This is a genomic window from Paenibacillus sp. QJM3NY_38 (assembly GCF_056173265.1).
This window is the reverse complement of record NZ_CM149665.1, coordinates 2,700,751-2,713,105: the sequence shown is the minus strand read 5'-3', so window position 1 is coordinate 2,713,105 and position 12,355 is coordinate 2,700,751. Positions and strand designations below refer to the sequence as shown.

15 protein-coding genes are annotated in these 12,355 nt (G+C 49.2%); all 15 read right to left on the bottom strand.

The features are described 5' to 3' along the window. Positions 1 to 14: 14 nt before the first annotated feature. Positions 15 to 287 (bottom strand): HU family DNA-binding protein, encoded by a 273-nt coding sequence (locus AC0VZ8_RS12260; protein WP_006209463.1) that lies wholly within the window; start codon positions 285 to 287, stop codon positions 15 to 17. 259 nt (positions 288 to 546) lie between these two features. Beyond that, positions 547 to 2,025, bottom strand: coding sequence for a stage IV sporulation protein A (gene spoIVA, locus AC0VZ8_RS12255; RefSeq protein ID WP_071223935.1), 1,479 nt, complete (start codon positions 2,023 to 2,025; stop codon positions 547 to 549). A 605-nt stretch (positions 2,026 to 2,630) separates the two neighbouring features. Beyond that, positions 2,631 to 3,383, bottom strand: coding sequence for a hypothetical protein (locus tag AC0VZ8_RS12250; RefSeq protein WP_162487681.1), 753 nt, complete (start codon positions 3,381 to 3,383; stop codon positions 2,631 to 2,633). 24 nt (positions 3,384 to 3,407) lie between these two features. Continuing rightward, positions 3,408 to 3,767: a 2Fe-2S iron-sulfur cluster-binding protein gene (locus tag AC0VZ8_RS12245; RefSeq protein ID WP_475487680.1), complete on the bottom strand. Its 360-nt coding sequence runs from the start codon at positions 3,765 to 3,767 to the stop codon at positions 3,408 to 3,410. A gap of 70 nt (positions 3,768 to 3,837) precedes the next feature. Further along, the gene (locus AC0VZ8_RS12240) at positions 3,838 to 4,422 is read right to left on the bottom strand and encodes a hypothetical protein (RefSeq protein ID WP_475487016.1); all 585 of its coding nucleotides are present in this window, start codon (positions 4,420 to 4,422) and stop codon (positions 3,838 to 3,840) included. A 41-nt stretch (positions 4,423 to 4,463) separates the two neighbouring features. Further along, positions 4,464 to 4,643 carry a DUF2768 family protein gene (locus tag AC0VZ8_RS12235; RefSeq protein WP_071223929.1) on the bottom strand — a complete coding sequence of 60 codons (180 nt, stop codon included), beginning with the start codon at positions 4,641 to 4,643 and terminating at the stop codon, positions 4,464 to 4,466. A 143-nt stretch (positions 4,644 to 4,786) separates the two neighbouring features. After that, on the bottom strand, positions 4,787 to 5,062 hold the full coding sequence (locus tag AC0VZ8_RS12230) for a stage VI sporulation protein F (RefSeq protein WP_006209456.1): 276 nt from the start codon (positions 5,060 to 5,062) through the stop codon (positions 4,787 to 4,789). 63 nt (positions 5,063 to 5,125) lie between these two features. Beyond that, positions 5,126 to 6,166: an NAD(P)H-dependent glycerol-3-phosphate dehydrogenase gene (locus tag AC0VZ8_RS12225; protein ID WP_071223927.1), complete on the bottom strand. Its 1,041-nt coding sequence runs from the start codon at positions 6,164 to 6,166 to the stop codon at positions 5,126 to 5,128. Then, positions 6,159 to 6,785, bottom strand: a complete 627-nt coding sequence (plsY, locus tag AC0VZ8_RS12220) for a glycerol-3-phosphate 1-O-acyltransferase PlsY (protein ID WP_071223926.1) — start codon at positions 6,783 to 6,785, stop codon at positions 6,159 to 6,161. Before plsY ends, AC0VZ8_RS12225 begins: the two co-directional genes overlap by 8 nt. Positions 6,786 to 6,796: 11 nt before the next feature. Beyond that, positions 6,797 to 8,119 carry a ribosome biogenesis GTPase Der gene (gene der, locus AC0VZ8_RS12215; protein WP_071223925.1) on the bottom strand — a complete coding sequence of 441 codons (1,323 nt, stop codon included), beginning with the start codon at positions 8,117 to 8,119 and terminating at the stop codon, positions 6,797 to 6,799. A 211-nt stretch (positions 8,120 to 8,330) separates the two neighbouring features. Beyond that, positions 8,331 to 9,548 (bottom strand): 30S ribosomal protein S1, encoded by a 1,218-nt coding sequence (gene rpsA, locus AC0VZ8_RS12210; protein WP_071223924.1) that lies wholly within the window; start codon positions 9,546 to 9,548, stop codon positions 8,331 to 8,333. A 121-nt stretch (positions 9,549 to 9,669) separates the two neighbouring features. Next, positions 9,670 to 10,260, bottom strand: a complete 591-nt coding sequence (locus tag AC0VZ8_RS12205; RefSeq protein WP_475487015.1) for a lysophospholipid acyltransferase family protein — start codon at positions 10,258 to 10,260, stop codon at positions 9,670 to 9,672. Positions 10,261 to 10,281: 21 nt separating this feature from the next. Beyond that, positions 10,282 to 10,962, bottom strand: coding sequence for a (d)CMP kinase (gene cmk / locus AC0VZ8_RS12200; RefSeq protein ID WP_071223922.1), 681 nt, complete (start codon positions 10,960 to 10,962; stop codon positions 10,282 to 10,284). Between the two features lie 176 nt (positions 10,963 to 11,138). Continuing rightward, a complete protein-coding gene (locus AC0VZ8_RS12195) occupies positions 11,139 to 11,426 on the bottom strand; it encodes a DUF5359 family protein (RefSeq protein ID WP_475487014.1) in 288 nt (95 codons plus the stop codon). Positions 11,427 to 11,490: 64 nt separating this feature from the next. Further along, complete coding sequence (locus tag AC0VZ8_RS12190) at positions 11,491 to 12,144, bottom strand: flagellar brake protein (RefSeq protein WP_260064437.1); 654 nt, start codon at positions 12,142 to 12,144, stop codon at positions 11,491 to 11,493. Between the last annotated feature and the right edge of the window lie 211 nt (positions 12,145 to 12,355).

The following is a 12,355-nucleotide window of genomic DNA, read 5'->3' as shown; positions in this document are numbered from 1 at the left end:
ATATGTAGAAATCTTTATTTGATTCCGTCTTTGAGCGCTTTACCAGGTTTAAATGCAGGAATTTTGCTCGCAGGGATTTCGATTTCTTCACCTGTTTGCGGGTTGCGGCCTTTCCGTGCGGAACGCTCGCGAACCTCGAAGTTGCCAAAGCCGACCAGCTGTACTTTATCTCCACTTTGCAACGCTTCGGAGATTGCATCGAAAACGGCATCAACCGCTTTAGTTGCATCCTTCTTGGAAAGCTCAGTAGATTCAGCTACTTGTGTAATCAGATCCGATTTATTCATTCTTTCACCTCCCTAACAAGGAATGTGCTCCACTTGCTATTCACTGTTTCCGTTTTACCGCAAATTATACGTGCAATCGGGTATTTTACCCCTATCTCGCGTTTAGAATGCATGACGCGGAACAAATTTATAGTAATACAGCCATCTCATAATTTCAAGCGTTTTGCTTTGCCAGACCAAAGAAAACACGAAAAACAGCCGCTAATCGGGACTTTAGACCCGTTAGCGACTGCGTATTCAACACCTTAGCGATACTCACTTAAAGAATGATCGCGATCAAACCGCCGGAACCTTCGTTGATGATCCGACCTAAAGTTTCTTGCAATTTATATCTTGCATTGTCAGGCATCATCGCGATTTTGCCTTGAATTCCTTCACGAACGATCGAGTGCAGCGAGCGTCCGAATATGTCGGATTCCCAAATTTTGATCGGATCGTTCTCGAAATCCTGCATTAGATAGCGCACAAGCTCTTCGCTCTGCTTCTCTGTGCCGATAATCGGCGAGAACTCGGATTCCACGTCAACCCGAATCATATGGATGGAAGGCGCGGTCGCTTTCAATCTTACCCCGAAGCGAGTGCCTTGACGGATAAGCTCAGGCTCATCCAGCGCCATCTCAGCCAGGGAAGGAGCAGCAATACCGTAACCTGTCGTTTTAACCATTTCAAGCGCTTCAGCGAAGCGGTCGTATTCCCGTTTGGCATGGGAGAACTCCTGCATCAGCTGCAGCAAATGATCTTTACCGCGAATCTCGACACCCACAACCTCCATCAAGATCCGGTCATACAGTTCGTCAGGTGCAAAGAGATCGATCTCGGCAACGCCCTGACCCATATTCATGCCGCTAAGGCCGGCATGGTTGATGAAGTCATACTCCATGAACTGGCTGACCACCCGATCCACGTCACGCAGACGGCGGATATCTTTCACGGTATCTCTGACCGAGTTCTCATAGTTGCTGCGCAGCCAGTGGTTCTCGTTAAGCACCATAACCCAGCTAGGAAGATTAACGTTCACTTCATGCACTGGGAACTCATACAATACTTCACGAAGAACGCCGGTTACATCATCTTCGGTCATCGTGGCTGCACTCAGTGTCATCACCGGAATGTCGTATTTCTCTGCCAGCTCGTTGCGCAGCTGAAGCGCTTCTTCGCTGCGTGGACGCGTCGAGTTAATGACCACCACGAATGGCTTGCCGACTTCCTTCAGTTCCTCGATGACGCGCTCCTCAGCCTCGACATAAGAGCTGCGCGGAATTTCCGCAATGCTTCCGTCTGTGGTGACAACGACGCCAAGCGTGGAGTGCTCCTGAATGACTTTTCGGGTTCCGATTTCAGCCGCTTCCTGGAACGGAATCGGCTCTTCGAACCATGGCGTCGAGATCATTCTCGGGCCATTCTCATCCTCGTAGCCCTTAGCGCCTTCAACGGCATAGCCTACACAATCCACCAGTCTGACGTTGACCTCAAGACCTTCCGTAACTTTGATCTGTACCGCGTTGTTCGGCACGAATTTCGGCTCGGTTGTCATGATCGTTTTCCCAGCAGCACTTTGAGGCAGCTCATCGACAGCTCTTACTCGATCCGCCTCGTTCGTAATGTTCGGGAGAACAACCGTCTCCATAAACCGCTTGATGAAAGTTGATTTTCCCGTACGGACGGCACCGACAACACCTAAGTAAATGTCCCCTCCGGTCCGTTCGGCAATGTCCTTAAAAATGTCCACTTTTTCCAAAAGAGATCCCCTCCTCAAATTACTCCGAAGGAAAAATGCTTTAAGAGCATCCGCTTCGTGTTCCACTCATAGCCAAAGCCATTGCAACAGATGAGCAGCCTTTACAATGTCGCCAGCATCCCGCCGCCGGTATTCCATGAGTTTTGATGGAAACGGCAAAGCGGCGTAACTCGTACATGCATTTGGACTAGTAACATCATATGTACCGGGTTCAAAAATATGACGGTTGCCCCTTAAAGTCCGTCCAGTTTTTTTTAAGATATCGAATAGGCCTATACCAACTAGACACCGCCATCGAATACCGTAAAGAAAAACTACCGCTGGGGCGCGGTTTGTCTTCATGCAACGCGCCTTCAGACGTTTTCATATGCCTCATGATGTGGGCAACCGGCTCTTGCCCGCACTACTCTTTCAGATTATGAATATGCGCACACTTTAATAGATATTCCAAAGAGACTCAACCATTTTCAAAAAAATCTATCGAAGAAGGTTCTCCAGGAAAAAATGCAAACCGCCTCTTTGCTTTCGTGTGCTTATTCTTCAGGCAAATATCGGTAACCATACAGGGTCAACAAAAATACCCGCCGATAACGGCGGGTATAGGTTTAGGATAGCGGCTGAGCAACGGGCTGCCCATCCTTCCATGTATAAGGTACGGATTTTACCGGAACATAATAGGATTCTTTCTCCAGGAACACCCGTAAATCCTCTCCTTCTTGCGGATCGGAACCGTTCTTCTGGATCGCCTGCATAATATCAAAGGCATAATCGGCGTACACCGTTCCCTCTTCATCCATCATAAAGGTCATCTCCTGACCTGAGTATACACTCATCAATCTAACGGATTTAGCATCGGTCTTGGACAGGTCCACCGCCGTGTATCCCGGGTAGAGGGCTTCCCCTGCGGGAAGCGCGTTGTCATGCGCCATTTTGTACAAATTAACCGCTCTCTGAACGTCATTCACCTTCTGGGCCGTGGTCAAGTCCATGACCTTCACGGTTGGCTCCGTTTCCTCATTAATAATGAGAAAATATCCACTGCCGCCCTTCTCAAATGCCGTATCCGGGATTTGGTCAATGTATCCCCGGTTCTTCAGTTGATCAAGGTCGACCCGGTATTTCTCATATCGTGGAACTTCCGGACCTGCCGTAATTATCGGCAAAATTCCCTGTTCTTTATAAAAATCATCTACGGCCGATTGTATCCGCTTGACACTTTCCCTATATGAAACCTTGTTCTCCTGCAATTTCTCGTCAGGATAAAGACACCCTGTCAGCAACATCGGAAACAGCACCAGGACTAAGACGGCAGACATCCGCTTCGAACGGCCTGCCGCTTGGGTCATCCAAGTGTTCATACTCAACTAACATCATCCTTCGCTTTAAATAAAGTCATCGGACTCCCGATTTCTCGCCGCCTCCAGCTGTTTACGTATCACAGCTTTGAGCGGATCCTCGGGAATCATTACCTTGATATGATTCGTGATCCTCGTCTGGCAGGATAGCCGGTAGCCTTGTTCAATCATCGATGTCCCCAGCTTCCTGATTTCCTTGGGCTCCGGAGCGGAGCAATGATCGCGTTCCTCGCTCGGGACAATGATCTTGCACATCAAACAACCGGCTTTGCCTCCGCAACGGGTAGGAATACGCACACCGGCCCGACGCGAGGCATCCAGGACGTTTGTGTGCGGACGAACCTTGACCTTTTTCTGATCCGGTTGAAATAATACCTCGTAGTCCAACGATAAACGCGCTCCTTTTCTTATGTACACCTTCTGCCATACTCCCTGGCTGCTTCACTCAGTACTCCGGTTAAAGTCCGGTTAATCGGTTCAAAACCATTCGATGTTCCCCATGCAGCTGGTTCCGCCTTAATAACTGCTTAAGAAGCGGCATATGATGGTCCATGTCCCGCAGCATCGCTTCCGCAATGGCAACGTATCGATCCGGCCTGTCCCGAAGCACATTAAACACCAGTTCATGGGATAACGGCATGAGCCGTACCGTGGCGCCCTGTATTTGACTCTCTAGTGCTGCAGGATACAGCAATTGATCGATCTCAACACAGTAGGAGGATCCGTTTGATTTCACTTCAAATCCGCCTACCAGCTCAATCGGGACTTTCTCTATTTCATAGTGGCTCAAAATCGAAGAATATATCCCTTCTTGGTCCAAGCGGGGAGCATCCACGGCCATAGAAGCCAGCGACTCATGCAAAGGCTGTACGCCCCCAGTATCGGTATATATATCGATATCTCTCGGCGGTTTGTCCAAAGTTACATCCTGAAGGAGCAAGCTGCAGCTTCCACCGAGCAGCCAAGCCACAGGTACCTGATTCAGCTTATGAATGGCGGTAGCTAACACACTCTCCAATTCCGGCAGATCATTCAGCGTCATGCTGCACCCCTTTACGTATCGTCCCGGATTGGCTTCCTACGTTATATGATGGAGGCCAGTCCAATAATAAAACCGAAAATCATCATCATAAAGGCCACGAACGACAGCGCGCCGCGCAGAAAACCCTTGGTCTTGCTTCGCGCAAGCGTAACCACTATGACGGACAGTGCCATAATCAATAACGCGACTAGGGACAGCCACATCTTTTGCATCGGATCCATGTCACGAAACTCTCCAATCTCTCATCAATTTCAACCTATTATATCACGAAAATGATAGCGCCTCACCCCAGGTATGTTCGAAAAAAAGAACAAAAGCCGCTATCCAATCCGGAGCGTCTTTTGTTCAACATCATCATCGTATCTTATTTGTTCATCATCATTTTCATCAAGGCTTCCATATTGCTCGGATTCATGCCACTTTTCTTCACCGCGCCGACAATCTCCTGGATCGTGTCCTCACTAACAGGTATGTTCGCCATCGAAGATACCTGCTTGATCAGCTGGCGGAGCTGGGCTTCATTTTGCATTGTAGACGGCTTAACCGTGCTAGCCAGCTTATTGACAGCCCCTGAAGAAATTTTCTTGCCGCTTTTCTTGTTAATCGCATTCAGTACATCCTTGTGAAAGCTTTTGCTCATTTCCACCCCTCCTCCGACATCCTCACATCAATATATGAGTCAATCATCGGAATGGTGAATAAGCTAGGTGTGCCATTGCTCCCAAGTTTCAAGCGGCATCATTTCCATCTCTGTTTTGGGATCCCGGCCCATCAAGGCTTCTACGGCGATCCGGGGATTCCGGTCTTTAAACAACACATGGTACAGCTGATCGGCTATCGGCATCTGTACGCCGTATTTCTCGGAAATGGCATGTGCGGCTTGGGTCGTGCGTATTCCTTCCACAACCATACCCATGGAGCCCAGAACCTCATCTAACTTCTTCCCCTGACCGAGCATCGAACCAGCCCGCCAGTTTCGGCTGTGCTGGCTGGTGGCGGTAACCACGAGGTCGCCGATTCCCGCAAGCCCGGCAAACGTCAGCGGATTCGCGCCCATTTCCATGCCGATTCGCAATATTTCTGCCAAACCTCTCGTAATAAGAGCTGCCTTGGCGTTGTCGCCGAAACCCAGTCCGTCGGACATCCCGGCCCCTAAAGCAATGATGTTCTTCAAGGCCCCGGCCAGCTCAACACCGATCATATCCCGGTTCGTGTACACTCTGAAATACGTGTTCATAAACAAATCCTGAGCAGCCACAGCCGCCTTGGCATCCAAAGAAGCCACAACAACCGTTGTCGGGCAGCGTCTGACCACTTCCTCCGCATGGCTCGGTCCTGATAAAACGACAACACGGCCTTCCTCGCAGCCAAGCTCCTCAGATATGACAGTGGACATCCGCTTCAAGGATTCGATCTCAAAGCCTTTGGTTGCGTGAAGCACCAGCATGTCTTCGGTCCAGTACTTCTTCAGTTGGCCCGTCACCTCCCGCATCGCGGACGAAGGCGCAACGATAACCACGGCAGCAGCCGAAGAGACCGCCTCTTTCATATCGGTTGTAGCGCGGATATTCGGTGGTAGCTCCACACCGGGTAAATAACGGTTGTTGGTATGCGACTCGTTGATTTCACGAGTCTGTTCCTCCGTTCTTGTCCAGACGACCACATCCAGATCATTTGAAGCGAGAACACTTGCCAAAGCGGTTCCCCAACTGCCTGCCACCAGAACAGCGACTTTGTCAGACAACGCGCTTCCCTCCTTTGTCCTTTCCTTTTCCGGAACCCAGCTTGTTTTCACGCCCCTGCACAAGCTTCACAATGTTCGAGCGATGCCGCCAGAAGGCGAATATGCATATGATCAAGCTTGTCCAAAAGATCGGCCACGAATAATCCGCGATCAATAGAAAAACAGGGGTAAGCACTACAAATATAAGGGAACCCAAAGATACATAACGGGTAAAAACAATAGATAGGATTGCGATAATGCCTGCTATAAACGCTGGTATAAAGCAAAGCGTAGCAAGCACCCCAATGGCTGTTGCAATCCCTTTGCCGCCTCGAAAGCGGAAGTATAGAGGCCAGTTATGACCGATAATGGCCGCAATACCGCACAATCCCGGCAGCCACGCATTGTCTCCCCCGAGCCATCGTCCGATCCAAACCGCAGCGATGCCCTTAATTACATCCAAAGCCAATACCAGTATGGCAGGTCCCTTTCCCAGGACGCGAAGGGTATTGGTTGCCCCGGCGTTGCCGCTGCCATGCTGACGAATGTCAATCCCTTTCAGGATTTTGGCAAGCAGTACGCTGAAGCTTACTGATCCGAGTAAATAACTCACTACTATCGCTACGATCTCCAAAATCAAGCTATTCTCCCCTAACTCTCATCAGACTTTCTTCGAGTAAATATCCTGATGGGTGTACCTTCAAAGTCAAACGCGGCCCGAATCTTGTTCTCAAGGTAACGCTCATATGAGAAGTGCATCAATTCCGGATCGTTGACGAATACGACCATGGTCGGCGGCTTGACTGCAACCTGTGTCGAATAGTTAATACGCAATCTTCTTCCCTTATCCGTTGGAGGCGGATTGATGGCAATCGCATCGGATATGACATCGTTAAGGAGATGCGTCTGCACGCGCAGCGAATGCTGATCAGCCACATGCTTAACGACAGGGAGCAGCTTCTGCAAACGCTGCTTCGTTTTGGCCGACAGGAAAACAACCGGCGCATAGGTCATGAACAAGAAATGATCGCGGATCTTTTTCTCGAACTGCTGCATCGTTTTGTCATCCTTCTCGACCATATCCCATTTGTTCACAACGAACAAAGAGGCTTTACCGGCCTCATAGGCATAACCGGCAATATGCTTGTCCTGCTCGATGATGCCTTCTTCCCCGTTGATGAGGACGAGAACGACATCCGCACGCTCGATGGCACGCATGGCGCGCATGACACTGTATTTCTCCGTGGTCTCATACACTTTCCCGCGTTTGCGCATGCCCGCCGTATCGATGAGCACATACCGCTGCCCATCCTTCTCGAACGGCGTGTCAATAGCATCGCGAGTGGTACCGGCAACGTCACTGACAATGACGCGCTCTTCTCCCAGAATGGCATTAACCAGGGAGGACTTGCCCACATTCGGTCTGCCAATCAGGGCAACTCGAATAACATCCTCGTCATATCCATCGTCTTCAAGCTCTGGCAGATTCTCGACCACAACGTCCAGCAGGTCGCCGATCCCTGTGCCGTGACTGCCCGATATTCCGACAGGATCGCCAAATCCGAGGGAATAGAACTCATAGATATCATCAACACGCTTCAAATTATCCACTTTGTTTACGCTTAGGATGACAGGTTTACCTGAACGGAACAGAATCTGTGCAACTTCCTCGTCCGATTGGGTAACCCCTGTCTTGGCATCGCACATAAATACGATGACGTCCGCTTCTTCAATTGCAAGCTCGGCCTGCATGCGGATGGATTTCAATATCATGTCATCGCCGTCGATTTCGATACCGCCGGTATCAATGACGCTGAACGCTTTACCATTCCATTCGGCACTACCGTAAATCCGGTCACGGGTAATACCCGGTTTATCTTCAACGATGGCTAATCTGTCGCCAATCAATCGGTTAAATATGGTGGATTTACCGACGTTAGGCCGTCCAACGATAGCCACTACGGGTCTTGCCATAGTCACTCCTCCTGTCAATTCTTACGATTATCATCATAGCAAAAAACGTTACAATTGGCTAACCTTTCATCTTTATTTCTATTATGCTCTACCCCATGTTACAACATCCGCAAACGTTCGTCCCCTAAAAAAACAAATGGCGAACCCAGATTTCTGGGTTCGCCGACTTCGTTATGATAGGTCAATAGACCGAACAAAACTGTTCCCGGGCTTACTTGAATTTGCTCAGCTTATCGCCGAAACGCTCTCCAAGCGTAACGCTCATGCCTTGATTGTTCAAAGAAACGTTCGGGTTGTCTTTCAGGTCGATTTTAGGACCTTTGGACGGTTTTTCAGCGCGTGGAGCTTGAGCTGGCGCTTCTTCCGTTTCTTTGATGCTCAGGCTGATACGTTGCTCAGAAGTGTTGATATCAAGCACTTTAACCTGAACTTCTTGGCCTTCTTTCAATACTTCTTGCGGTGTACCGATATGCTTGTGGGAGATTTGGGAGATATGAACCAAACCTTCAACACCTGGTGCCAGTTCAACGAAAGCTCCGAAAGTAACCAAACGTTTAACAACGCCTGTTACAATGTCGCCCGTGTTGAATTGCTCGCCAGCTGTTTCCCAAGGACCTGGAGCGGCTGCTTTGATACTGAGGCTGATTTTTCCTTTTTCAGGATCTACCTTAAGTACCTTTACACGCACTTGATCACCTTCGGACAATACATCGGCAGGCTTGTCGACGTGGCTCCAAGCGATCTCGGATACGTGAACCAAACCGTCTACGCCGCCAACATCAACAAATGCTCCGAATTGCGTAAGGCGTTGTACTGTACCTTCCAGCACTTGACCATCTTGAAGCTCGGACATCACTTTTTGTTTGTTTGCTTCGAACTCTTCTTCGAGAACATCCTTCTGGGAAAGGATCACTTTGTTGTTCTCGCGGTCCAGTTCCTTCACTTTCACGCGAAGCGTGCGGCCTTTGTAGTCGCTGAAATCTTCAACGAAATGACGCTCTACCATGGATGCAGGAATAAATCCGCGTGCACCCACATCGGCTACGAGTCCGCCTTTAACAACGTCAGCCACCGTTACTTCGAATACGTCCTGATCCGCAAAATGCTTCTCAAGCTCTTCCCACGAATTCTCAGTGTCGATCGCGCGCTTGGAAAGAACCAGGCTTTCCTTGTCGTCGTTAATGCTAACGACTTTGCACTCTACCTCTTGGCCAACCTGAACCGCATCAGATGCGTTATCAAGCTGTACAGAAGACAGTTCGCGAACAGGAATTACGCCGTCATATTTATATCCAATGCTTACATAAGCTTGGTTGTCCTCCAGTTTGACGATCGTCCCTTTCACGGTGTCCCCTTTTTTCAAGGATACGATTTGGTCCAGCTGCTCTTGGTTTTCTACAGCCTCTTCATTTCTTGTTTCTTCCGACATGTCAAATAACCTCCTCAATTCAAACCCCATTTATTTAAACTCGCATTCGCGAAGTTCAAAACATAATTGCTGTAGTATCTTTCCAATCTCCCCATGCTTTTTATGCATGGAACGAAATAAATCAGCTCACGGTTGGCTTGCCGCTTGCGCGCATTTCGTGAATCTTGGCCATGATCAACTCGGTTGCTGCATCCAGCGCTTCCGGTGACTTGTCACCTTCAAAGCTTGATAGATCCACAGGGGCACCATAGATGATTTTCATTTTGCGAAAAAGCTTGTAATCTCCAATGATCGCAGCCGGTATGACCGTCGCCCCGCTGCGGAGAGCGAAACTAGCTGCACCCCGTTTGGCCGCAGTTGAATTGGAATTGCGCGTGCCCTCAGGAAAGATACCCATGATCTCGCCTGTGCGCAGAATCGTGAGGGCGGTTTTGATCGAATCTTTGCTTACTCCCCCGCGCTTGACCGGAAATGCTCCAAGCTGACGAACCAGCCATCCGAACACCGGAATGTTGAACAGTTCCGCCTTGGCCATGAACTTAACCTGGCGCTTGACGTGAATGCCCACAGATATCGGATCTCGAATGCTAATATGATTGCTACAGATTAGCACGCCGCCTTCTGAAGGAATGTTATGTACGCCGACAGATTCAAATCTGTAGAGAATAGCGAACAAACCGCGGACCACCGCTCTGCAAAAAACATAAATCATGCCCATTTCTCCCCATCCCACTTAAGTTTCGCAATATGAAAGAATTGCCTCCACAACCTGATTGATATCCATATGTGTCGTATCCAGTATGATGGCATCCTCTGCGCATCGGAGGGGCGACACTTCACGTTCCTGGTCAAGCCTGTCACGTTCTGCGATATCTCTTTCCAGTTGTTCCAGCGATATGCCTTCATCACTCAACTCATTGAAGCGGCGGAGAGCTCGTTCCTTGACACTGGCCGTCATGAAAATCTTCACTTCAGCATCCGGCAAAACGGTTGTGCCGATGTCACGTCCATCCATGACAACGCCCTTGTCTTCCGCCATTTGCTGCTGTAAACGGACAAGCTTTATCCGCAAACCCTCGATTCGTGCATATTGGGATACCACTGCACTAACCTGATGTGAACGAATATACGGCGTGACGTCTTCCCCGTTCAGCCAGACCATTTGACCATTTTCATGCGGTTTTAATTCAATCACCATATTTTGTGCATGTTGAAGCACTTTTTCGGGATTTTCTGGAGAAATCCCTTGGTTCAGCATGAACCAGGTGACTGCCCTGTACATGGCTCCGGTATCCACGTAGATGTACTGCAGCCTGCTGGCTACCATACGCGCTACGGTGCTTTTACCCGCGCCTGCCGGACCGTCGATGGCAATATTAATTCTGTCGCGATAACCTGTCCCCTGCGTAACCAACGGGGCATTCCTCCTCAAACATCTACCTCGAAATCGAAAGGGCTTACCATCCGTTGCGGACGGGATGACCGTTTCTATAGTGAAAATATATAAGACAGCGCAGATGAAACAAAGGCGTAATCTTATATTTCAAGAAAAAAGCAGGCGCCCGCCTGCGACGTGAAAATTATACCACACTAGCTAGAGTGATGCAAAAGAGAAGGGGTGTTTTCCCCCATCCAATCGTTTACATTTGGCTCGTTAACGGGAACACCCTCCATCTGCTGAATTGGCGAGATATAGGGCCGGCTAGGCTCATAATGCAATAGGAGCTGGGTGATCACCAAGGCAAGCACTAGTCCGATTAGCAGCTTAAGCAGCATGTGCCCGTAGCGGTCATGCAGGGCTTGTCCCTGCTCGGATTCCTTAACTTCCAGTCCTGTTTTTTCGAGAAGCTGGTCGCGTTCGTTTACTACTTCTGACATGGCTGACAGTTCCTCCGGCACAAAATTTTCGGATAGTGTGCCACCTGCTTGTCCCTTTTATGCATTAACGGTTGCGAAAATCAAACTGTCTCTCAAAACAATAACGAATCAGCTTCTGGCGTTCCATATCTGCGATCTGATTAAACTTGAGCATAACGATGCTTCGATTGGTAGGGAGCTCCTTCACCCTCACAACCTCGCCTTCAAACGGGACATGCTCCACGGATCCGTTCTTAAACGGGATAAGGATCCAGCAAGACAAAATACTCCCTTCCGCAATCGCTTGATCCGGCTGCAGATGAAAGGATACGCCACCGCCGCCAACATCGTCGGTTTTGGCTAGAAACTGGCCGCCGTCTTTGGTCATAACGGCTACCTCTAGCTCGGCTTGCACCCGAAGGAAGCTTCTTCTCTGCACCTTCGTAATTTGATCCTGCTCCGGCTTCTTGATGCGAACCAGACGGATAATATCCTCATGGTGGCTAAGGACGTGGGAATTGAAGAAATTTTTGACTCCGCCTTCCGTTAAAAAGTAAGCGGACAGCTCGTCCCCGATGTACAGCTTTTTCAGCTTGCCCGTCCCTTCCTGCAGCGGAACCTCCATATACATCGATTCGTCATCCATGTCGGAAATGCGGGATTTATAAACAATATTAGCTTCCTTCTCATCCCCCGTATCCAACTGGATATAGAGGACATCGTTAATCTTTGGATACAATGCGCTCACCCACTAATTCATCATAATCATTATGTTCCATTATATCACGGGATCCCAAGGCCCATAGGACAAAATCTTCAAATCAAGGTCGATTCATGTCCATCCTCGGGAACTCGGGACTCTCCACCTTGCTTTTAGTTACTTCATCCAACCAAAAAAAAGCCGGGTTCAGGAAATCTCCTGAACCCGGCTTGCATCACACAGTGCTTTG

Bases quoted from the DNA above. Each gene is read 5' to 3' on its own strand.
- AC0VZ8_RS12240 (WP_475487016.1), bottom strand. From the start codon at position 4,422: ATGACGCTGAATGATCTGCCGGAATTGGAGAGTGTGTTAGCTACCGCC.
- rpsA (WP_071223924.1), bottom strand. From the start codon at position 9,548: ATGTCGGAAGAAACAAGAAATGAAGAGGCTGTAGAAAACCAAGAGCAG.
- AC0VZ8_RS12250 (WP_162487681.1), bottom strand. From the start codon at position 3,383: ATGAACACTTGGATGACCCAAGCGGCAGGCCGTTCGAAGCGGATGTCT.
- AC0VZ8_RS12235 (WP_071223929.1), bottom strand. From the start codon at position 4,643: ATGGATCCGATGCAAAAGATGTGGCTGTCCCTAGTCGCGTTATTGATT.
- AC0VZ8_RS12230 (WP_006209456.1), bottom strand. From the start codon at position 5,062: ATGAGCAAAAGCTTTCACAAGGATGTACTGAATGCGATTAACAAGAAA.
- AC0VZ8_RS12195 (WP_475487014.1), bottom strand. From the start codon at position 11,426: ATGTCAGAAGTAGTAAACGAACGCGACCAGCTTCTCGAAAAAACAGGA.
- der (WP_071223925.1), bottom strand. From the start codon at position 8,119: ATGGCAAGACCCGTAGTGGCTATCGTTGGACGGCCTAACGTCGGTAAA.
- AC0VZ8_RS12260 (WP_006209463.1), bottom strand. From the start codon at position 287: ATGAATAAATCGGATCTGATTACACAAGTAGCTGAATCTACTGAGCTT.
- AC0VZ8_RS12205 (WP_475487015.1), bottom strand. From the start codon at position 10,260: ATGATTTATGTTTTTTGCAGAGCGGTGGTCCGCGGTTTGTTCGCTATT.